This is a genomic window from Nocardioides aquaticus, from assembly GCF_018459925.1.
In the GTDB taxonomy this organism is placed as follows: domain Bacteria; phylum Actinomycetota; class Actinomycetes; order Propionibacteriales; family Nocardioidaceae; genus Nocardioides; species Nocardioides aquaticus.
Genome location: NZ_CP075371.1, coordinates 4056494 through 4075810 on the forward strand (window position 1 = coordinate 4056494; position 19317 = coordinate 4075810).

The following is a 19317-nucleotide window of genomic DNA, read 5'->3' on the forward strand; positions in this document are numbered from 1 at the left end:
GACGCATGCCGTAGCGTGGGCCGGGTGAGGGACGAGGTCGACGAGCTGGTGGAGGCGTGGGCGCGCGAGCGCGCCGACCTCGACCTGACCCCGGTCGCCGTCTTCAGCCGGATCACCCGCCTGGCGCGTCACCTCGACCTGGCCCGCCGTCGCGCCTTCAGCGCCCGCGGGATCGAGTCGTGGGAGTTCGACGTGCTCGCGGCGCTGCGCCGCGCCGGGGAGCCGTACGAGCTCTCCCCCGGCCGGCTGCTGCGCGAGACGCTGGTGACGAGCGGGACGATGACCAACCGCGTCGACCGGCTGACCTCGCGTGGCTACGTCGAGCGGCTGCCCGACCCCGCCGACCGGCGCGGGGTGCTGGTGCGGCTGACCGCGGAGGGACGGACGGCCGTCGACGGGGCGTTCACCGCCCTGCTCGAGGCCGAGCGGGCGCTGCTGGCCGACCTCGGCGACGCCGACCGCGACGACCTCGCCGCGATGCTCCGCCGGCTGCTGGCCCCCTTCGACGCCTGACCCGGGACAGTCCATGACGAAATCGTCGCGATCCGGCCTGTCACACGACAATTTCGTCAGGGACTATCGCCCGCCGCGCTCCAGCCACTCGCGGTGCTCCTTGGAGGCCGGTGACGGGCCCGGGCTCTCACGCACCTGTCGGTCCAGGACGAAGCTGTGCAGCAGCATCAGCGCCGCGACCACCGTCCCCACACGCCCCGACCCCATCGCCCCGTAGATCCCGATGAAGAAGGTCGCGAGCCGGTAGTAGGCGCGGTCCACCTGGAACAGCGGCCGCCGGCGCCGGTAGTCGTACAGGAGACGCAGCAGCACCACCACGACCACCCCGGAGAACACCCACCCGACCAGGACGTCGTACCGGGTCTCCTGGACCCCCGTCGTGGAGCTCAGCAGGACACCCCCGCCCACCACGACCACCAGGAAGGTCAGGCTGAGGCCGACGAAGACCACCAGGACAGGCACGACGATCCACCGGGGCGCGTCACCGATCCGGCCCCGGCGGCCGTCGAGCGGGTCGGCGGCGGGTTTCTTCGCGCGGCTCATCCGAGGGCTTCGGCAGCCTCGAGCCACTCCTCCTCGACGGCGTCCTTCTCGGCGGCCACCTGCTGCTGGCGGCGGTTGATGGCGCCGAGACCGGTGTAGTCGTCGGGGTTGGCCTCGGCGAAGGCGGCCAGCTCGGCCGACAGCGCGGCCTCCTGCACGGTCAGCTTCTCCAGTCGCCGCTCGAGGCGCTCCAGGTTCTTGCGGACCACCCGCTCCTCCGCGCCGCCGAGGGCCCGGACGGGGGCGCCGGCCGAGGCCAGGGCCGACGCGGCGGCGGACTCCCGGCGTACGTCGGCCGCCCTCCGCTCGAGGTACTCCTCGACCCCGCGCGGCAGCAGCGCGATGCTGCCGTCGCCCATCAGCGCGTGCACGTTGTCGGTGACCCGCTCGAGGAAGTACCGGTCGTGCGAGACGACCACCAGGGTGCCCGGCCAGCCGTCGAGGAAGTCCTCCACGACGTTGAGGGTCTCGATGTCGAGGTCGTTGGTCGGCTCGTCGAGCAGCAGCACGTTGGGCTCGCTGAGCAGCAGCCGCAGCAGCTGGAAGCGGCGCCGCTCCCCGCCGGAGAGGTCGCCGATCCGGGCAGTGAGCTTGTCGCCGGTGAAGCCGAACCGCTCGAGCATCGCGGACGCCGTGATCTCGCCGTCGGCCGTCTTCGTGACCCGGGCGGTGGCCTCGATGGTGTCGAGCACCCGGTCGGCGGCCGGCAGGTCGTCGACGTGCTGGGTGAGGTGCTGCAGCGAGACCGTGCGCCCGTGGCGCACCGTGCCCTGCTGCGGCGCCAGGGAACCGGCGATCAGGTGCAGCACCGAGGTCTTGCCGGCGCCGTTCACCCCGACCACCCCGATCCGCTCCCCGGGCCCGATCCGCCAGGTCGCGCCCCGCAGCAGCTGCTTCTCGCCGCGGGCGAGGTCGACGTCCTCGACGTCGATCACGTCCTTGCCGAGGCGCTGGGCGGCGAAGCGCTGCAGGGCCAGGGTGTCGCGCGGCGGCGGCTCGTCCTCGATCAGCACGGTGGCGGCGTCGATGCGGAACTTCGGCTTCGAGGTCCGGGCCGGGGCGCCGCGCCGCAGCCACGCCAGCTCCTTGCGGACCAGGTTCTGCCGGCGCTGCTCGGCCGAGGCGGCCTGGCGCGAGCGCTCGGCCTTGGCCAGCACGAACGCGGCGTACCCGCCCTCGTAGACGTCGATGACGCCGTCGTGGACCTCCCACGTCCACTGGCAGACCTCGTCGAGGAACCAGCGGTCGTGGGTGACCACGACGAGCGCGGAGCTGCGGCGCGCCAGGTGCGCGGCCAGCCAGGCCACCGCCTCGACGTCGAGGTGGTTGGTGGGCTCGTCGAGGACGAGCAGGTCGTGCTCGTCGAGCAGCAGCGCGGCCAGCGCGCAGCGGCGGCGCTCCCCGCCGGACAGGCCCTGGACCAGGCGGTCCAGCGACACCCCGGCCAGCAGCACCTCGACGACCTCACGGGTGCGGGAGTCGGCGGCCCACTCGTGGTCGGCGCGACCGCCGAGGACGACCTCGCGGACGGTCGCGCCCTCGTCGAGCTCGTCGCCCTGGTGCAGGTAGCCGGTGTGCAGGCCGCGCCGCCGCGAGACGCGCCCCTCGTCGGGCTCCTCGCGGGCGGTCATCACCTCGAGCAGGGTGGTCTTGCCGTCCCCGTTGCGCCCCACGATGCCGATCCGCTCGCCGGCCAGCACCCCGAGGGAGACGTCGGCCAGCAGCGGGCGCACGCCGTAGGACTTGGAGACGCGTTCCAGGTTGAGCAGGTTGTCGGAGGCCATCAGGGGCATTCCATCAGGCGTACTCGAGCAGGTGGGTGCCGGCCACCGGTCCGTTGGCCACCAGGACGACGGGGTGGTCGGCGGCCAGGGTGGCCGCGACGTCGCGGGCGTGGTCGCCGGAGGTGCACAGGAACACGCAGGTCGGCCCGGACCCGGACAGGATGCCGCGGACCGCGCCGGCGGCCTCCCCGGCGGCGATCACGTCGCCGAGCTCGGGACGCAGGTCGCAGGCGGCCTCCTGCAGGTCGTTGCGCAGCGCCGCCCCGAGGCGTACGGCGTCGCGCGCGGCGAGGGCGGCGAGCAGCTCGGTCGGGTACGCCGGCTCGGCCGGTGCGTCCGGGCTCAGCCGGTCGAAGTGGGCGTAGACCTCGGGCGTGGACAGGCCCTCCTCGCTCGGCACGACCACCCACCACCAGGGACCCTCGTCGGGGACCGGGTCGACGACCTCGCCCCGCCCGGTGCCCAGCGCCGTGCCGCCGAACAGCGCGAACGGGACGTCGCTGCCGAGCTCGCCGGCCAGCGCGACCAGGTCCTCGTCGCTGGTGTGCAGGCCCCAGAGCCGGTCCAGGGCCACCAGGGCCGCGGCGGCGTCGGCGGAGCCGCCGGCCATCCCCCCGGCGACCGGGATCTCCTTGGTGATGTGGACGTTCGCCGACCGGCCGCGGACGCGCTCGGGGGCGCGCTCGGCGAACAGCGCGGCGGCGCGGGCCACGATGTTGTCGTCGCCCCCGGGCACCTGGTCGGTGTCGACGTGGCCGGCCGCGGTCAGGGTCAGCTTCCACTGCTCGGCCGGCGTCACCACGAGGTCGTCGTAGAGGCCGACGGCGTGGTAGACGGTGGTCAGCGCGTGGTAGCCGTCGGCGCGCCGCGCGCCCACGCCGAGGTGGAGGTTGATCTTGGCGGGCGAACGCACGGTGATCGCGCCCTCGACGTGGTCGGGGACGTGGCGGATCACGGGGCGGGTCACGGGGCGGCTCCAACGGGCAGGGGATGGCGGGACGGTGGGGGGAGAGCCGCGCGGGGTCCGGCACGGGTCGGTCGGTCGTGCTGCTCCCTCCAGGGTGGCAGCCCACCCGGCGCCTCAGGGGTGGTCGGCGGGGCGCGGACGGTCGCCCGGGACGACCAGGAGTCCCTCGGCCAGGGCCGCGAAGGTGCCCACCTCGAGCTGCTCGCCGCGGGCGAGCGGGTCGACCCCGGCGCCGCGCAGGGCCGCGTCGAGGTCGCCGGCGTCACGACCGGCCGCCTCGGCCAGCGGCCGGAGCGCACCCCGCAACGCCTTGCGCCGCTGCGCGAACGCGGCGTCCACGACGGCGAAGACCTGCTGCCGCGTGGCGGTCGTGGCCGGGGGGTCGCGTCGGGTCCAGGCCACCAGCCCGGAGTCGACGTTGGGCGCCGGCCAGAAGACCGACCGGCCGACGGACCCCGCGCGGCGGACGTCGGCGTACCACGCGGCCTTGACCGACGGGACGCCGTACGCCTTGGAGCCCGGGCGCGCCGCCAACCGGTCGGCGACCTCGGCCTGGACCATCACCAGGCCCTTCTCCAGGCTCGGCAGCAGCGCGAGCAGGTGCAGCAGGACCGGCACGGAGACGTTGTAGGGCAGGTTGGCCACCAGCGCCGTCGGGGGCGGGCCGGGCAGGGCGTCGACCCGCAGCGCGTCGGCGTGCACGACCGCGAGCCGGTCGGCGTGGTCGGGCGCCCGGTCGGCGACGGTCTCGGCCAGCAGCCCGGCGAGGCGGTCGTCGAGCTCGACGGCGACCACGTGGCGTACGACGTCGAGCAGGGCCAGGGTCAGCGACCCCAGCCCGGGGCCGACCTCGACCACCACGTCGTCGGGGCCGACGCCGGCCTCGCGCACGATGCGTCGCACGGTGTTCGGGTCGATCACGAAGTTCTGGCCGCGCTGCTTGGTGGGGCGCAGGTCGAGCCGGTCGGCGAGCTGACGCACCTCCGCCGGGCCGAGGAGTCTCGGCCCGGCGGGCGGTGTGGTCATGCGGGTGAGGCTAGTGCCGGCGGGCACGCGTCACTGGGGCAGCCCCAGGGACGACGAGCAGCTCGGCCAGGAGCCGTAGCCGCCGGTCGCGGCGCGCAGCCGCTCGGCCACCGCGATCTGCGTCTCGCGGCTGTTGGCGCTGGGCAGCCCGGTGCCGCCGTACGACTGCCAGGTGCCGAGGTTGAACTGGAGGCCGCCGTAGTAGCCGTTGCCGGTGTTGATGGCCCAGTTGCCGCCGGACTCGCACTGCGCGAGCTGGTCCCACACGGTGCTGCCGCCGGCGAAGTTGCTGGTCGGCGCCGAGGGCGCCGCGGGCGACGAGGCCGCCTCCGGCTCGGGCTCGGGCTCCGGCTCGCGGGTGCCGACGGCGACGATGCCGGTGACCGGCTCACGCACGACCGAGGAGCTGACGACCTTGCGGGCGTCCTCCTCGCCGTTGCGGTAGACCACGCGGTAGGTCACGTCGCGCACGCCGTCCTGCGCCGCTCGTACGGTGCTGGTCTCGCCCTCGAGCGCCTCGGGGTCGTCGCGCTGGGTGGTGCCGGCCTCGATGACCTGGTCCCGGTCGCGCTCGGTGGCCACCCGCACGTCGGTGAAGACGATCTTGTCGCCGTCCTCGAGCACGCGGCCCGGCTTCGGGGAGACCTCGTCGGTCTTGTCGACGTCGACCTTCATCTGCTCCAGCGCGTCGGAGACGCGCAGGACGGTCAGCTTCTTGGTCACCGGCTTCTTCCCGGCCAGGGCCAGGGTGAGCTTCTTGGGGTGACCACCCGGAGGCTGGCGCCGTCGCGACCGATGGTCATGCTGCGGCTGGTCGACAGGTCGGAGCCGCGGTAGTCGGTGCCGACCTGGGCCAGGGCGTCCGAGACGCTGGTGGCGGTGACCCAGTGGGTCTCCTCCTCGCCGTCGACGACGAGGTCGAGCTGCCGGGCGTACCGCACGGTGATCGCGGTGCCCTCCTCGATCTCCTCGTCGGGCGAGGGGGCGACGATGTCGCGCGGGCCGACCTCGACGCCCTCGGACTCGAGGACCTCGCCGACGGTGCTGGCCATGGCGGTGACCTCGCGCTGCTCACCGTCGACCGAGAGGTCCACGGTGGTGCTCATGGAGGCGTAGGCGACGGTGGTGCCGGCGACCGCGGTGGCGGTCAGGGCGACCAGTCCGCCGAGCAGCCAGCGGCTGCGCAGCGTCCGCGAGAAGCGGCCGGCGGCGGCTGGTGCGGTGGGGTCGGACGGGGTGGGGGTGGGCTCGGGCGGGGTGCTGGACGAGTTCGCCTGCACGTCTCTCCCTGGATGTCGGGGACTCGGTCGTGACGCCCCGGATCGTGGTCCCGGTGCCCGTCCTGCGCGCGACGGTCTGCATCTCGTCCACCCGGGGGCGGACACGAGGCGCGGAGACGGTCACGGCGCTGGACGGGCCGGTCCGTGGACCGGCCGTCTGGACCACCAGAACATCCGAGGTCACGGATTGGCAAACATTCGGGGGCCGTTTGGGACCTAGGACCCGGCCTGACCTGGGGTGCGGCGCGCGGGGTGTGACCGGGTCCTCACGGTCGTGACGGCCGCTCTCACCACGCCCCGCCGAACGCCGCCTCGGTGTTGGCGTCGATCGCCGCGCAGAGCGCGGCGAGGTCGTCGCCCCGGGTCTCGGCCATCGAGCGCACCGTCAGCGGGACCAGGTAGGAGGCGTTGGGGCGGCCTCGGTGGGGGGTGGGCGTCAGGTACGGCGCGTCGGTCTCCACGAGCACCCGGTCGCGCGGCGCCACCACCAGCGCCTCCCGCACCTCGCGGGCGTTCTTGAAGGTGACCGTGCCCGAGAAGGACAGGTACGCGCCCAGGTCGAGGCAGCGGCGGGCCACGTCGGCGTCGCCGGAGAAGCAGTGCATCACCCACCGTGGCGGCGCGCCCTCCTCGGCGACGACGCGCAGCACCTCCTCGTGGGCGTCGCGGTCGTGGATGACCAGCGTCTTGTCGAGCCGCTTGGCCAGGTCGACGTGTCGGCGGAAGCTCTCCACCTGCGCCTCGCGGCCGTCCTCGCCGGTGCGGAAGAAGTCCAGGCCGGTCTCCCCCACCGCGCGCACCTTGTCGTGGGCGCCGGCGAGCCGCTCGATCTCGGCCATCGCCTCGTCGAGCAGGCCCTCGGCCGCCAGCCGCGGCGCCTCGTTCGGGTGCAGCGCGACCCCGGCCACCAGCGCGTCGTGGGTCGCGGCGGCCTCGACCGCCCAGCGGGCGCCGGGCAGGTCGCAGCCGATCTGGACGATCCGCGGGACGCCGACCGCGGCGGAGGCCGCCAGGGCCTCCTCGGTGGGCAGCCAGTCGCCGTCGGCGATGTCGAGGTGGCAGTGGTTGTCCACGACCGGGTGCGGCAGCGGCTCGGGGGCCGGCGGACGCCCCCGGTCGCGGGAGTGCCCGGACTCCTGCGACCCCGACCGGGCGCGCGTCGGCCCGCTCACGCCGCCCTCACCCGAGGCTCGCGACCCGGTCCAGGACCGCCTCGGCGGCCGCCGCGGGGGCCTGCGTGGGTATCCAGTGCGTGACGCCGGTCAGCACCACGAGCTCGTACTCGGCGCGGACGAAGTCGCCGCAGTGCTCCGCGCCCCACCGGTCGATCGCGGTGTCGCCGTCGCTCCAGACGAACGTGGTCGGCACCCGCACCCGACCGGCGCCCATCGCGCCGGCCGACAGCGCCAGGGCGCGGTACCACCCCAGCCCTCCGGGCAGGGCGCCGTCCTCGACGACCTCGGCCCGGAAGCGGGCGAGCTCGGGAGGCGTCATCCCGGTCCGGGCCAGCAGCTGCTCGAAGCGGCCGCCGGGCTGCTGCGCCATCCGCTCGGCCAGGCCGGGCACGTTGAAGGCGGCCATGTACCAGGACCGCAGCAGCTGCTTGGAGCGCACGCCGGCCCGCAGGTACGCCCCGGGGTGCGGCACCGAGAAGGTCGTCAGCGTCGCCAGCAGCTCGGGCCGCTCGGCGGCGACCAGCCAGGCCACGACGGCGCCCCAGTCGTGCCCGACCAGGTGCACCCGGCGGTCCGGTCCGACCCGGTCGACGGCGGCCTCGACCACCGACACCACGTCGTCGCGCAGCAGGTCGGCGCGGTAGTCGCGGCGCCGGCCGGGCCGGGCCCGCGGGCTGTAGCCGCGCTGGTCGACGGCCAGCGTGCGCAGCCCGGCGGCGTGCAGCCGCGGGACGACGTCGCGCCAGCAGGTGGCCCGCTCGGGGAAGCCGTGCAGCAGCACGACCACGTCGCCGTCGGGAGGGCCCTGGTCGTCGACGTCGAGCACCAGCCCGTCGGCCGGAGCACCGACCGCGACCTCGGTGATCCGTCCGTCCAGCGCGCTCACGCGCCGTCCTCCCGGCCCACGTCGTCCGCACCCTCGACCTCGTGCACCCCGTGCGCGAGGTCGTAGACCTCCCGCTTGGGCACCCCGGCGAGCCGGGCGACCTCCACGACCGCGTCCTTGCGCCTCATCCCGGCATCCTCGCGCACCACCACCGCGGCCAGCAGGGAGGCCGGGTCGGAGGCCACCGCGGCCACCGGGGCGGCACCCTCGACGACCAGGGTGACCTCGCCCCGGACGCCGTCCGCGGCCCAGTCCGCCAGCTCCCCGAGCCCGCCGCGACGGACCTCCTCGTAGGTCTTGGTCAGCTCCCGGCAGACCGCCCCGCGCCGGTCCTCGCCCCAGGCCAGCGCCATCGCCCGCAGGGCGGTCTCGGTGCGGTGCGGCGCCTCGAAGAACACCATCGTCCGCTCCTCGGCGCCCAGCGCGTCGAGGCGTCGCGAGCGCTCCCCGGCCTTGCGCGGCAGGAACCCCTCGAAGCAGAACCGGTCCACCGGCAGCCCGGAGACCGCCAGGGCCGTCAGCACCGCGCTCGGGCCCGGCACCGCGGTGACCCGGACCCCGGCCTCGACGGCCGCGGCGGTCAACCGGTAGCCCGGGTCGGAGACCGAGGGCATGCCCGCGTCGGTGACGAGCAGCACGCGCTGCCCGGCCAGCAGGGCCTCGAGGAGCACCGGGGTCCGGGCCTGCTCGTTGCCCTCGAAGTACGACACCACGCGCCCGGTCGGCTCGACCCCGAGCGCGCCGGTGAGACGCCGCAGCCGGCGGGTGTCCTCGGCTGCCACGACGTCGGCGGTCGCCAGCTCGGAGACCAGGCGGGGCGGCGCGTCCTCGACCCGGCCGATCGGGGTGGCGGCCAGCACCAGCACGCCGGCGTCCGGCGCCCCGTGACCCCCGTCGGCGCTGGTCGGGGGGCTCGGGGGGCTCGACGGACTCATGCACCGATCATGCCGTGCGACCGCGACGTAGAGTTCCCCGGCGTGACGACCGGGGGCACGCTGACCGCGCCGCGCCCGACGCCGCCCCCACCCGGAACGGGCTCCCCCGCCACGCCGCCGCGCCGCGAGAGCCGGTGGATCGGCTGGGGCGCCCCGCTCGGCGTGACCCTGCTGGCGCTGGTCATGCGGTTGTGGGACCTCGGCTCGCCGCGCTCCTTCGCCTTCGACGAGACCTACTACGCCAAGGACGCGTGGTCGATGCTCAACCACGGCTACGTCCGTGGCTACGTCGACGGCGCCGACGAGCAGGTCCTGGACGGCACCACCACCGGCATCTGGACCGACGACCCGTCGATGATCGTCCACCCGGAGGTCGGCAAGTGGCTGATCGCGCTCGGCGAGAAGGCCTTCGGGATGGACCCGTTCGGCTGGCGGGTCTCCGCCGCGGTCGCCGGGGCGCTGATGGTGCTGGTGATGTGCCGGCTGGCCAGACGGCTGACCGGGTCGACCCTGCTCGGCTGCGTGGCCGGGCTGCTGCTGATGCTCGACGGGGTCCACCTCGTGCTGTCCCGACTGGGCCTGCTCGACATCTTCCTGGCCCTCTTCCTGCTCTGCGGGGTGGCCTGCGTGGTCAACGACCGGGCGTGGTTCCGCGCCCGGCTGGCCCGCGCCACCGGTGGCGTGCCCGTCCGCGGCGGCTGGGGACCCGTACGCGCGCTGCTCTGGCGGCCGTGGCTGCTCACCGGCGGCGTGGTGTGGGGCCTGGCGCTCGGCACGAAGTGGACCGCGGCCTTCCCGCTGGCCGCGTTCGGCGTCCTGGTCTGGCTCTGGAGCGCCGGCGCGCGCCGCTCCGCGGGAGTACGCCGGGCCCGGCTGCGCTCGGCCGTCGTCGACGGGCTGCCCGCCTTCGTGCACCTGGTCGGGGTCGCCGCGGTCGTCTACGTCGCGACCTGGGGCGGGTGGCTGGCCAACGCCGCGGAGTACGAGGAGGCGCTCTCCTCGACGCAGTACACCCGCTTCGTGGCCGAGGGCCCCTGCGTCGACGGCGAGACCGACAACGAGGAGGCGGAGACGGGGTCGTGGCCGACCGCGTCCGAGCCGGACGCCAGCGGCCCCGGCGAGCTCGTGCAGTCGCTGCGCTCGCTCTGGTACTACCACCAGGACGTCTACACCTTCCACGCCCACTACCTGAACTGCTCGACGCACACCTACGCCTCGGACCCGCTGGGCTGGCCGCTGCTCAACCGGCCCGTCGGCATCTCCGCGGACACCGACATCCCGCCCGGTACGGACGGGTGCACCGCCCCCGCGGGCAGCGACTGCCTGCGCCAGGTGCTGCTGATCGGCACCCCGGTGATCTGGTGGGGCGGCGTGCTCGCGCTGCTCGGTGCGGTCGCGCTGTGGTGGGGCCGGCGGGACTGGCGCGCGCAACTGGCGGTGGTCGGGGCCCTGGCGACCTGGCTGCCGTGGCTGCAGTACGACGACCGCCCGATCTTCTTCTTCTACGCCGTCGCGATGCTGCCGTTCCTGGTGCTGGCGATCGTGCTGTGCCTGGGCCGGCTCATCGGGCCGCCGGGCGCGAGCGCCCGCAGGCGCACGGTCGGGGTGGTCGTGGCCGGCTCGTTCCTGGTGCTGGTGGTGCTCAACGCGGCATGGTTCTGGCCGTTGTGGACCGACCAGCTGCTCACCCGCGGGGAGTGGATCGACCGGATGTGGTTCGCCCGCTGGATCTGAGCCGGGCCGACCTTCTCCTCAGTCCAGGCAGGAGGCGTTGGCGAAGGCGAGGACGTCGCGGCCGTTGAAGTGCTCGTCGTCCTGGTGGTCGCCGTAGACGAGGACCTGGCTGACGTCGGCGCCGGCCGCGCTGAGCTCCTTGATGAACGGCTGGGCGTTCTCGGTGTAGTCGACCCACGGGTCGTCGCGGGAGGCCACCATCCGGTAGTGGGTCGCGGTCGGCAGCCGGTCAACGTTGCGGATGGGGTCACGGGTGCGCGGGACGGCTCCGCCGAAGGCACGGCGGAGGTACGCGTCGGCGCCGGGGACCGCGTCCATGTCGGTCAGCGACAGCGCCGGGCGCACCGCGTACCAGCAGGCCGGGGGCTCGGTGCCCTCCACCAGGGCGTTCAGCGAGGTCGCGGCACCCATCGACCCGGCCACGAAGACGTCCGGGGTGAGCCCGGTCTGCTCCTCGGCCCACGCCTCCAGCAGGTCGACGTCGCGCGTCGAGGCCGCGTTGCCCCAGGAGGGGCCGTGGAAGTCCGACGAGGCGACGGCCCAGCCGTCGCGGCGCAGCGTCTCCAGGAACGGGTCGTCCATCCGGACGTCCACGTCGCCGCCCTGGCCGTGGAACCAGACCACCAGGCCCTTGGGATCCACGTCCCCGCCGGGCAGGTCCAGGCGGACGTCCTGCCCCTCGAGCTCCGTGCGGACGGTGCGGCCCGGCAGCTCCCCGGCGGCGACGGTGGTCAGCGGCACGACGCCGACGGCGAGCACCAGCGCGAGCACGCCGAGCGCCGTCCACGCCCACGGCCACCGCGGCGCACCCCGGCCCTCGCTCGTCACGCCGTCATTATCGGGTACGGGTGGGGGGCGTACCCCACCAACGCGGACTTCCGCCGGCCCGCGCCCGTCTGCCAGCGGCCGGGTGGGTCGTGTGCCTGAGCACGGCCCCTGGACCGGGCTCGCACCCACGACTGCGGCCGGTGCGGTCGGCGGCGGCTGCGTCACCCGGCCGTAGGCTGCCGCCGTGGTCACCTCGGACGCCCTGCGCGCGAGCGTGCTCGGGCTCGTCTGCGGCCTCGGCGCGGTGCTGGCCCACGCCGGCGCCGCCGGTCACGCGGTCGGCACCGGCCCCGCCCTGCTGCTGACCGCCCTGGGGCTCGTCTGCGGACCGCTCCTCGCCCGTCGTCCGACGCCGGCCCGCGTCCTGACCGGCGCGCTGACGGTGCAGGCGGCCGGGCACGGCCTGCTGTCGATGACCTCCTCGCCCGCGGCCACCCACGACGGGATGACCGGCATGACCGGGATGACCGGCCACGGCGGCCAGGGCGGCCACGGCGGCCACGGCCTGCTCGACGGCGGCGTCACGATGCTCGGCGGCCACCTGCTCGTCGCGCTGCTCACCACCCTGCTGGCACTGCGCGCCGACCACGCGATCCGTGCCCTGGTCCGGGCGACCCTGGCCCGGCTGGTCCCACCACCCGCACCCGGAGCACCCCGTCCGGTGGTCCGTCACCCGCAGCCGGCCCCGGTCGTACGACGCCCCTCCGCGCCGGACGCCTCGGCCGCGGCCGGTCCCCGGGCCCCGCCCGGGACCCCCGCCCCCGCCACCATCCCGCACCACACACCCCAGCCCGCCTGACGGTCGCCTGCCCGGCCACCGCCGGGCCGCTGCGCGCACCCGCGCGCCCGACCGAGAGGCCGTCGTGACGACCACCCCCGCGACCCACCGCACCACCGACCCCGACCGCGCCCGGCAGCCCGGACCGGACCCGGGCCCTGGCCCACGCCGCAGCCTGCGACCCCTGCTGCTACGCCTGCACTTCTACGCCGCCGTCCTGGTGGCACCGTTCCTGCTGGTCGCCGCGGTCAGCGGCGGGCTCTACGCCGTGAGCCCCCAGATCGAGCGCGTCGTCTACTCCGACGTGCTCACCACGGACGCGCGCGGACCCGCGCTGCCGCTCGACGAGCAGGTCGCGGCCGCCCGGGAGACCGAGCCCGACCTCCCGCTGCTCGCCGTCCGCCCCGGCGACGGCGAGGGGGCGACCACCCGGGTCCTGCTCGACGCCGGCGAGACCGCCGAGAGCCGCCGCCTGGCCGTCTTCGTCGACCCGGTCGACGGCGAGGTGCTGGGCGAGGAGACGGCGTACGGGTCCTCCGGGTCGCTGCCGGTGCGCACCTGGATCAGCGAGCTACACCGCCACCTGCACCTCGGTGAGCCCGGCCGTCTCTACTCGGAGCTGGCCGCCTCCTGGCTGGGCGTCGTGGCACTGGCGGGACTGCTGCTGTGGTGGACCGGTCGCCGCGACGGCTCCCGGCTCCGGCCGCGACGCGACGGCAGCGCCCGCCGCCGCACCCGCTCCTGGCACGGCGCGCTGGGCACCTGGGCCTTCCTCGGCTTCGCGATGCTCGCCGCCACCGGGCTGACCTGGTCGACCTACGCCGGCGCCCACGTCACCGAGCTGCGCGGCGCGCTGAGCTGGGACACCCCCCAGGTGGTGGCCGACCTCGGTGCCGCCCAGGCCGACCCCGAGGCCCACGAGGGCCACGAGGGCCACGAGGGCCACGGCGGCGCGGCGGAGGCCGCACCGCTCGGCGACTCACCCGGCGTCGGCTACCAGGGCGCGCTGGACGCGGCCCGCGCCGCCGACCTGGTCGGCCCGGTGGAGGTCGCCGGGCCGACCGGCGCGACGGGCACCTACGTCGTGCAGGAGCTGGACAAGTCCTGGCCGACGCAGGCCGACGCCGCCGCGATCGACCCGTCCTCGGGCGAGGTCGCCGACGTGGTCCGCTTCGACGACTACCCGGTCGCGGCCAAGCTGGCGCGCTGGGGCATCGACCTGCACATGGGCCTGCTGTTCGGGTGGGTCAGCCAGGTCGCGCTGCTCGCGCTGGCCGGCGTCCTGGTCGCGATGATCGTGACCGGCTACCGGATGTGGTGGCAGCGGCGGCCCACGCGGGGCCACCGGCTGCGGATGGGCCGGCCCGTGCGCCGCGGGGCCTGGCGCTCCCTGCCGCCGGTGGCCACCGGGGTCCTGGTGGTCGGCGCGGTGGTCGTGGGCTGGGCCCTGCCGGTGCTGGGGGTCAGCCTGCTGGCGTTCCTGGTCCTCGACGTCGCGGTCGGGCTGCGGGGGCGGGTCAGGCGGGGGTCATCGGACGGCGCAGCCGCTTGACGACCCACACGATCGCGGCGACCAGGACGACGGCGATCACGACCCGCTGGACCCAGCCGGCGACGGGCTCCACGCGGTACCACTGCTCGCCGAGCAGGTAGCCGGCCAGGATGAAGGTGGTGTTCCAGATCAGGCTGCCCACGGTGGTGAGCACCATGAAGAGGGGCAGCGGCATCCGCTCCACCCCCGCCGGGACCGAGATCAGGCTGCGGAAGATGGGGATCATCCGACCGAGGAAGACCGCCCACCGACCGTGCTTGGCGAACCACGCCTCCGTACGCAGGAAGTCGTGGTCGTCGACCAGCGGCAGGCGCTGCCAGATCGCGAAGGTCCGGTCCCGGCCGAGGGCCGCGCCGAGCCAGTAGAGGACCAGGGCGCCGGCCAGCGACCCGACGGTGGTCCAGACGATGGCGCCGGTCAGGGAGAGGGTGCCCTGGGAGGCGGTGAAGCCGGCGACGGGCAGGATCAGCTCGCTGGGCAGTGGCGGGAACAGGTTCTCCAGCGCGATCAGCAGGCCGGCACCGAAGGCGCCGAGCTGCTCCATGACGTCGACGGCCCACCCGGCCACCCCGCCGAGCTCGGCCGGGTCGTCACCCCCGCCGGCGGCAGCGGTCAGCAGGGCAGCGGTGAGGGTCGGCACGACCGAAGCCTAGGAGGTCGCGCGCGACGGACCTCTCAGGGTCGCGGGACGTCCCACCCGAGCAGGGCGGCGACCTGCCCCGGCAGGTCCATCGGGCTGAACGGCTTGGACAGCACCCCGGCCACGGCGAGGCCGTCCCAGGGCTGCTGGGGACCGACCCGGCTCTTGGCGGTCAGCAGGATCACCTGGATGTCCCGGGTGGCCGGGTCGTCCTGGAGGTGGCCGAAGGTCGTGATGCCGTCCATGTCGGGCATCATCAGGTCGAGCAGGATCGCGTCGGGCTGCTGCTCGCGGGCGATGTCGATCGCCTCGCGGCCGCGGGCGGCCTCCAGCACGGTCCACCCGCCGACCCGCGCGAGCGAGATCGACGTCACCACACGGACGTCCTCGTCGTCGTCCACCACGAGCACGGTCGGCATCGTGTCCTCCTCAGGCACGGGCAGGCCCGGACGGCTGCCGGTGCCACGGTATCCCCCGGGCGATCGGCCCCGGGACCGGCACCGGTGGCCCCCCGGCGGGCCGCTCCCCGGGCGGCCTCAGGACGGCAGCGGTCCGTGGGCCACGGACGCGGAGTAGCGCTGCACGTCGATCTCCTCGATGGTGCAGTCGAGCCGGCTGTGCAGCAGCTGCCCGATCATCGTCGAGAAGCCGAGCACCTCCTCGTTGTAGGCGCAGACGTCCCAGCCGCACACGCCCCGCGCCTCCAGGACGTGGTCGGCGACCTCCTCGATCATCAGCCGGAAGACGCTGGAGCGGCGGTGCTGGGGCGCGACCAGGGTGAAGCCGAGGTAGAACACGGCGTCGCGGGCGGCGTGCGCGGGGTAGCGCGCGGCGAAGTACTCCGGGCTGATCCAGGGCACCGTCTCGAGGTCACGGGTCAGCGTGGTCAGCCCGATCACCGCGCCGGCCGCGTCGCGGGCGACGTACTTCATCACCCGTGGGTCGCGCATCTCCTCGACGAACTCCTCGCGGTGCAGCACCTGCCGGGCCACCGCGCGCACCGCCATCGGCGCGAAGGTCTCGACGTAGAGGGCGTGGAACCGCTCCGTCACGTCCTCGTCGAGGTCGCGCTCGACGTCGATCGTGACGGTCTCCCCGGAGACCTGGTACTCAGCCACGGTCGCCCCACCCCTGGACCTCGTAGGCGGCGACGACGAGCGCGCAGACCGGGTCGTCGACGCAGTGGGCGCTGGCCACCGCCGACCCCGTCTCCACGTCCTGCCACCCCCGCGACGCGCACAGGTCCTCCAGGCTCAGGTCGATCTGCGCCCGCAGGGCCTCCTCGCTGCCGCTGTGGTGCTCCACGAAGACCCCGCCGGTGGTGCGGCGGTCGGTGGCCCAGCCCAGCCCGGCCCACACGACCTCGCCGTGCTGCTCGGCGCCGGCGCTGGCCAGCACGCACCACAGCCGGTCGCCGTGCTCCGCGCCGAGCGGGTCGTGGGCCTGCACGACCGTGCTGTGCTCGGGGATGACCGAGGAGAGCGTCACCAGGTTGAGGTCGGCGACGCCGGCCTCGCGCAGCGCGCCGTCGAAGGCCGAGAGCCGGGTACGCCCGGTGCCGCTGCCGGTGCGGACGCTGATCCGCAGCCCGTCGGCGCCATCGCCCTCGGGGCTGCCCTCGGGGTTGCCGTCGGGACGGGTCGGGACGGGTCGCATGAGTCTCCCAAGAGGACGGTGCAGGCGCGGTCGCGGACCGGGACGCCGCGGGTGCCCCGAATCATGGCGGACGGGGCACCCCCGGCGTGCGTCGGGTCAGCCACGGGTACGACCGCGGCCTAGGTCGAGGCGGGGACCGCGGCCGGTCCCACCTGGTCCGACCCCGCGACGGACCCCGGTGCGGCGGACGCGGCCGGGGCGGCCCGCAGCGCCAGCAGCGCGGTGGTGCCGACCCCGAGCTCGCTCTCCAGCCAGACCCGACCGCCGTGGCGCTCGACGATGCCGCGGCAGATCGCCAGGCCCAGCCCGGAGCCGCCCTGCTGACGCATGTCGGAGGAGTCCACCTGCTCGAACCGGTCGAAGATCGTCTCCAGCCGGTCGGCCGGGATCCCCCGGCCGCGGTCGACCACGCTCATCACGATCGCGTCGCCCTCCTGCCGGGCGCCCAGCTCGACCACCGAGCCGGGTGGGGAGAACTTCACGGCGTTGCCGATCAGGTTGGTCAGCGACTGCACGATGCGGTCGTGGTCGGCCATCACCTGGGCCGGGCAGCCGGCGGCGCGGACGAGGCGTACGTCCCTGCTGGCGGCCAGGCCGGCCATCTCGCGGTCGGCGATCGCCAGCAGGCCGTCGACGTCCTGCGGCTGCACCTCGAGGGCGAGGCTGCCGGACTCGATGCGCTCGAGGTCGAGGATGTCGTTGATCATCCGGGTGAGCCGTTCCGAGCTCTGCAGCGCACGGTCGACCATCGCGCCGGCCGGCTCCGGGAGGTCGCCGAGGACGCCCCCGGCGAGCAGCCCCAGCGAGCCCCGGATCGAGGTGAGCGGGGTGCGCAGCTCGTGGCTGACCACGGACAGGAACTCGTTCTTGACCCGCTCGACCTCGCGCCGCTGCGTGACGTCGCGGAAGACCACCACCCCGCCGCGCACGTCCCCGGTCTCGCTGTCGACGAGCGGGCTGGCGGTGATCTCGACCGGGAAGGTCGCGCCGTCGGCGCGGACGTAGTGGTCCTCCTCGCCGTTGCTGACGATCCGGTAGCGCACCGCCTCGGTGATGTAGCAGTCCTCGGCCGGGAACGGCACCCCGTCGTCGGCCGCGGCGTGGAAGACGTCGTGCGCCAGGCAGCCGGTGAGCTCGTCGACGGCGTAACCGAGCATGGCGGCGCCCGAGGGGTTGACGAAGGTGACCCGGCCCTCGGTGTCGACGCCGTAGATCCCGTCGGCCACCGACGACAGCAGCACCTCGGTCTCGCGCCCCATCTGGCGCAGGTCGGCGGTGCGTTCGCGCACCTGGACCTCGAGGTGGCGGCGGAGGTGGCGGTTCTCCCGGGCGATCAGGCCCTGCCGCACGCCCGCGCCCCCGATCAGGAACAGCCACAGGGCGGCCTCGAGCGTCAGCAGCCCGCCGGCGCCCTCCCCCATCACCTCGACCAGCACCGCGACCAGGAGCACCCCGAAGACCACGGCGGTGTCCCAGTCCTCGGCGCCGGCGACGCTCACCTCCCGGGGCACGTCGCGCACCCGGACCGGCCACCAGGCCGCCAGCCCGAGCAGCAGGTAGCCCGCGATCCAGCCGAGGTCGAGCTGGGTCCCCAGCGACTCGTCGCCGCCGGCGACCCGCACGGCCCACCCGAGGTCGGTCATCGTGTAGACGATGAAGCCGGCGGCCACCAGGCCGAGCGCGAGCCGGTCGGGTCCGCGCGTGCGGCGCAGCAGGACCAGGGCGACCGTGGCCAGCACCACGTCGAGGGCCGGGATGACCAGGCCCGCGAACAGGGGCACGTCGCCGCCGGTGGCCGCCAACGGGTCGTAGACGCGGCTGGCGGCGATCATCAGCACCGCCGAGCCCAGGATCAGCCCGTCCAGGGCCATCACCGCCAGGTCCACCGGGCGTCGGGTGACCTGGGTGAAGTAGGCCAGGCTGGTGATCGAGAGCACCAGGGCGGCGGCGATCACCAGGTCGGTGACCGGGGTCTCCCCGATCGCCGCCTCGGGAAAGGCCTCGTTGAGAACGTTGCTGCTGAGCGCGACCACGCCGGCCAGGGCGAGCAGTCCCCAGGCTCGTCGGCGACCGCCGGTGGACCACCGGGCGCGGACCGCGCCGCTGGCCACGGCCAGGACCCCGGCCGTCAGCAGCCCGGTCGCGCTGACCGTCGCCCGGGCACCCCCGGAGAGGTCCGAGGCGAGCAGCGCCCAGAACGTGAGGAAGAGACCGCTGCCGACGACGACGGCGACGGCCAGCAGCTGTCGTTGTCGCCGAGCGGCGGGAGGGCCTGGCGGCATGGAACCGAGGGTAGTGCGGTGCGCGCGCGCCCGACGCGTTTCGGCCGAGCCGGGGCTTCAGGGGCGCACGAGCGGTGTGGCGCGGGCGCCGGTGACCCAGGACCAGGGCCGCGCGGGGCCCTCGGCGACGTAGCCCACGTGCACCACGGCGACCTCGAACCCGGCGTCGGCCAGCAGCCCGGGCACGTCGCGGGTCAGGTGGCAGCCGCCGCACGCGCGCCGCTGCAGCGGCTCGAGACGCCGCTGCCAGGCCCGCACCCGCGGTCCCGGTGCCGCACCGTGCTCGAGCAGGTGCAGCGACCCGCCGGGTCGGAGCACCCGCCGCACCTCGGCCAGCACCCGGGCGGGGTCGGGGACGGTGCAGAGGGTGAAGGTGCAGAGCACGGCGTCGTACGACCCGTCCGGCGCCGCCAGCCGCTCGCCGTCCAGGCCGGTGCGGCGCACCGCGACCGGCGACGCCTCCCGCCGGGCGGCCGAACGCTCCCACGCCAGGTCCGCGGGCTCCACGGCGTCCAGCGCGGTGACCCCGGCCGGGAGCTGCGGCAGGTTCAGCCCGCTGCCGAACCCGATCTCCAGCACCCGCCCGTGCAGACCGGCGCAGGCGCGCGCCCGCAGCCGGTCGACCGGCGCGGCCGACAGGGAGGCGTCGACCAGGCGCGGCACGACCCGCTCGGTCCACCAGCCCGCACCGTCGCGCACCACCCGGCCATGGTGGCAGCACCGCGGCCTAGGCTCCAG

20 protein-coding genes are annotated in these 19317 nt (G+C 75.1%); 4 read left to right on the forward strand and 16 right to left on the reverse strand.

Annotated features, from left to right (window positions below):
- Nucleotides 1-24: 24 nt before the first annotated feature.
- Complete coding sequence (locus ENKNEFLB_RS19740; RefSeq protein WP_214056928.1) at nucleotides 25-513, forward strand: MarR family winged helix-turn-helix transcriptional regulator; 489 nt, start codon at nucleotides 25-27, stop codon at nucleotides 511-513.
- Between the two features lie 63 nt (nucleotides 514-576).
- Here the strand turns inward: ENKNEFLB_RS19740 and ENKNEFLB_RS19745 are convergent, their stop codons facing one another.
- The 9 genes from ENKNEFLB_RS19745 to rsmI all read right to left on the reverse strand — a co-directional run bounded on the left by ENKNEFLB_RS19745 (nucleotide 577) and on the right by rsmI (nucleotide 9040).
- Complete coding sequence (locus ENKNEFLB_RS19745) at nucleotides 577-1056, reverse strand: hypothetical protein (protein ID WP_214056929.1); 480 nt, start codon at nucleotides 1054-1056, stop codon at nucleotides 577-579.
- Nucleotides 1053-2840, reverse strand: coding sequence for an ABC-F family ATP-binding cassette domain-containing protein (locus ENKNEFLB_RS19750; RefSeq protein WP_214056930.1), 1788 nt, complete (start codon nucleotides 2838-2840; stop codon nucleotides 1053-1055). The genes ENKNEFLB_RS19745 and ENKNEFLB_RS19750 overlap by 4 nt, the downstream gene beginning before the upstream one ends.
- A 13-nt stretch (nucleotides 2841-2853) precedes the next feature.
- On the reverse strand, nucleotides 2854-3807 hold the full coding sequence (locus ENKNEFLB_RS19755; protein WP_246535681.1) for a 4-(cytidine 5'-diphospho)-2-C-methyl-D-erythritol kinase: 954 nt from the start codon (nucleotides 3805-3807) through the stop codon (nucleotides 2854-2856).
- Between the two features lie 114 nt (nucleotides 3808-3921).
- Nucleotides 3922-4833, reverse strand: a complete 912-nt coding sequence (rsmA, locus tag ENKNEFLB_RS19760) for a 16S rRNA (adenine(1518)-N(6)/adenine(1519)-N(6))-dimethyltransferase RsmA (RefSeq protein WP_214056931.1) — start codon at nucleotides 4831-4833, stop codon at nucleotides 3922-3924.
- A gap of 30 nt (nucleotides 4834-4863) precedes the next feature.
- On the reverse strand, nucleotides 4864-5556 hold the full coding sequence (locus tag ENKNEFLB_RS22970) for a resuscitation-promoting factor (RefSeq protein ID WP_275955914.1): 693 nt from the start codon (nucleotides 5554-5556) through the stop codon (nucleotides 4864-4866).
- Entirely contained in the window at nucleotides 5553-6113 is a 561-nt protein-coding gene (locus ENKNEFLB_RS19770; RefSeq protein ID WP_214056932.1) for a ubiquitin-like domain-containing protein, read from the reverse strand. The genes ENKNEFLB_RS22970 and ENKNEFLB_RS19770 overlap by 4 nt, the downstream gene beginning before the upstream one ends.
- 287 nt (nucleotides 6114-6400) lie before the next feature.
- Nucleotides 6401-7285 carry a TatD family hydrolase gene (locus tag ENKNEFLB_RS19775; RefSeq protein ID WP_214056933.1) on the reverse strand — a complete coding sequence of 295 codons (885 nt, stop codon included), beginning with the start codon at nucleotides 7283-7285 and terminating at the stop codon, nucleotides 6401-6403.
- Between the two features lie 7 nt (nucleotides 7286-7292).
- Nucleotides 7293-8174, reverse strand: a complete 882-nt coding sequence (locus ENKNEFLB_RS19780) for an alpha/beta fold hydrolase (RefSeq protein ID WP_246535682.1) — start codon at nucleotides 8172-8174, stop codon at nucleotides 7293-7295.
- Nucleotides 8171-9040 carry a 16S rRNA (cytidine(1402)-2'-O)-methyltransferase gene (gene rsmI, locus ENKNEFLB_RS19785; protein ID WP_246536045.1) on the reverse strand — a complete coding sequence of 290 codons (870 nt, stop codon included), beginning with the start codon at nucleotides 9038-9040 and terminating at the stop codon, nucleotides 8171-8173. Before rsmI ends, ENKNEFLB_RS19780 begins: the two co-directional genes overlap by 4 nt.
- Nucleotides 9041-9151: 111 nt before the next feature.
- On the opposite strand from rsmI, the gene ENKNEFLB_RS19790 reads away from it, so the two are divergent.
- Entirely contained in the window at nucleotides 9152-10843 is a 1692-nt protein-coding gene (locus ENKNEFLB_RS19790; RefSeq protein WP_246535683.1) for a dolichyl-phosphate-mannose--protein mannosyltransferase, read from the forward strand.
- A gap of 18 nt (nucleotides 10844-10861) precedes the next feature.
- On the opposite strand, the gene ENKNEFLB_RS19795 is transcribed toward ENKNEFLB_RS19790, so the two are convergent.
- Entirely contained in the window at nucleotides 10862-11671 is an 810-nt protein-coding gene (locus tag ENKNEFLB_RS19795; RefSeq protein WP_214056936.1) for an alpha/beta hydrolase family protein, read from the reverse strand.
- 184 nt (nucleotides 11672-11855) lie between these two features.
- On the opposite strand from ENKNEFLB_RS19795, the gene ENKNEFLB_RS19800 reads away from it, so the two are divergent.
- Together ENKNEFLB_RS19800 and ENKNEFLB_RS19805 are read left to right on the forward strand one after the other, a co-directional pair.
- Nucleotides 11856-12470, forward strand: a complete 615-nt coding sequence (locus tag ENKNEFLB_RS19800) for a hypothetical protein (protein ID WP_214056937.1) — start codon at nucleotides 11856-11858, stop codon at nucleotides 12468-12470.
- 64 nt (nucleotides 12471-12534) lie between these two features.
- Complete coding sequence (locus tag ENKNEFLB_RS19805) at nucleotides 12535-14001, forward strand: PepSY-associated TM helix domain-containing protein (protein WP_214056938.1); 1467 nt, start codon at nucleotides 12535-12537, stop codon at nucleotides 13999-14001.
- Here ENKNEFLB_RS19805 and ENKNEFLB_RS19810 read toward each other — a convergent pair.
- From ENKNEFLB_RS19810 to ENKNEFLB_RS19835, 6 genes are all read right to left on the reverse strand, one after another.
- A complete protein-coding gene (locus tag ENKNEFLB_RS19810) occupies nucleotides 13967-14641 on the reverse strand; it encodes a DedA family protein (RefSeq protein ID WP_246535684.1) in 675 nt (224 codons plus the stop codon). The two genes, ENKNEFLB_RS19805 and ENKNEFLB_RS19810, sit on opposite strands and share 35 nt — an antisense overlap.
- A gap of 35 nt (nucleotides 14642-14676) precedes the next feature.
- A complete protein-coding gene (locus tag ENKNEFLB_RS19815) occupies nucleotides 14677-15060 on the reverse strand; it encodes a response regulator (protein WP_214056939.1) in 384 nt (127 codons plus the stop codon).
- Between the two features lie 117 nt (nucleotides 15061-15177).
- The gene (locus ENKNEFLB_RS19820; RefSeq protein ID WP_214056940.1) at nucleotides 15178-15759 is read right to left on the reverse strand and encodes a hypothetical protein; all 582 of its coding nucleotides are present in this window, start codon (nucleotides 15757-15759) and stop codon (nucleotides 15178-15180) included.
- Nucleotides 15752-16297 (reverse strand): pyruvoyl-dependent arginine decarboxylase, encoded by a 546-nt coding sequence (locus ENKNEFLB_RS19825; RefSeq protein ID WP_214056941.1) that lies wholly within the window; start codon nucleotides 16295-16297, stop codon nucleotides 15752-15754. Before ENKNEFLB_RS19825 ends, ENKNEFLB_RS19820 begins: the two co-directional genes overlap by 8 nt.
- A 119-nt stretch (nucleotides 16298-16416) precedes the next feature.
- Entirely contained in the window at nucleotides 16417-18579 is a 2163-nt protein-coding gene (locus tag ENKNEFLB_RS19830) for an ATP-binding protein (RefSeq protein WP_214056942.1), read from the reverse strand.
- Between the two features lie 57 nt (nucleotides 18580-18636).
- Nucleotides 18637-19281 (reverse strand): class I SAM-dependent methyltransferase, encoded by a 645-nt coding sequence (locus tag ENKNEFLB_RS19835; protein ID WP_246535685.1) that lies wholly within the window; start codon nucleotides 19279-19281, stop codon nucleotides 18637-18639.
- Between the last annotated feature and the right edge of the window lie 36 nt (nucleotides 19282-19317).

Bases quoted from the DNA above. Each gene is read 5' to 3' on its own strand.
- ENKNEFLB_RS19745 (WP_214056929.1), bottom strand. From the start codon at position 1,056: ATGAGCCGCGCGAAGAAACCCGCCGCCGACCCGCTCGACGGCCGCCGG.
- ENKNEFLB_RS19750 (WP_214056930.1), bottom strand. From the start codon at position 2,840: ATGGCCTCCGACAACCTGCTCAACCTGGAACGCGTCTCCAAGTCCTAC.
- rsmA (WP_214056931.1), bottom strand. From the start codon at position 4,833: ATGACCACACCGCCCGCCGGGCCGAGACTCCTCGGCCCGGCGGAGGTG.
- ENKNEFLB_RS19815 (WP_214056939.1), bottom strand. From the start codon at position 15,060: ATGCCGACCGTGCTCGTGGTGGACGACGACGAGGACGTCCGTGTGGTG.
- ENKNEFLB_RS19825 (WP_214056941.1), bottom strand. From the start codon at position 16,297: ATGCGACCCGTCCCGACCCGTCCCGACGGCAACCCCGAGGGCAGCCCC.
- ENKNEFLB_RS19830 (WP_214056942.1), bottom strand. From the start codon at position 18,579: ATGCCGCCAGGCCCTCCCGCCGCTCGGCGACAACGACAGCTGCTGGCC.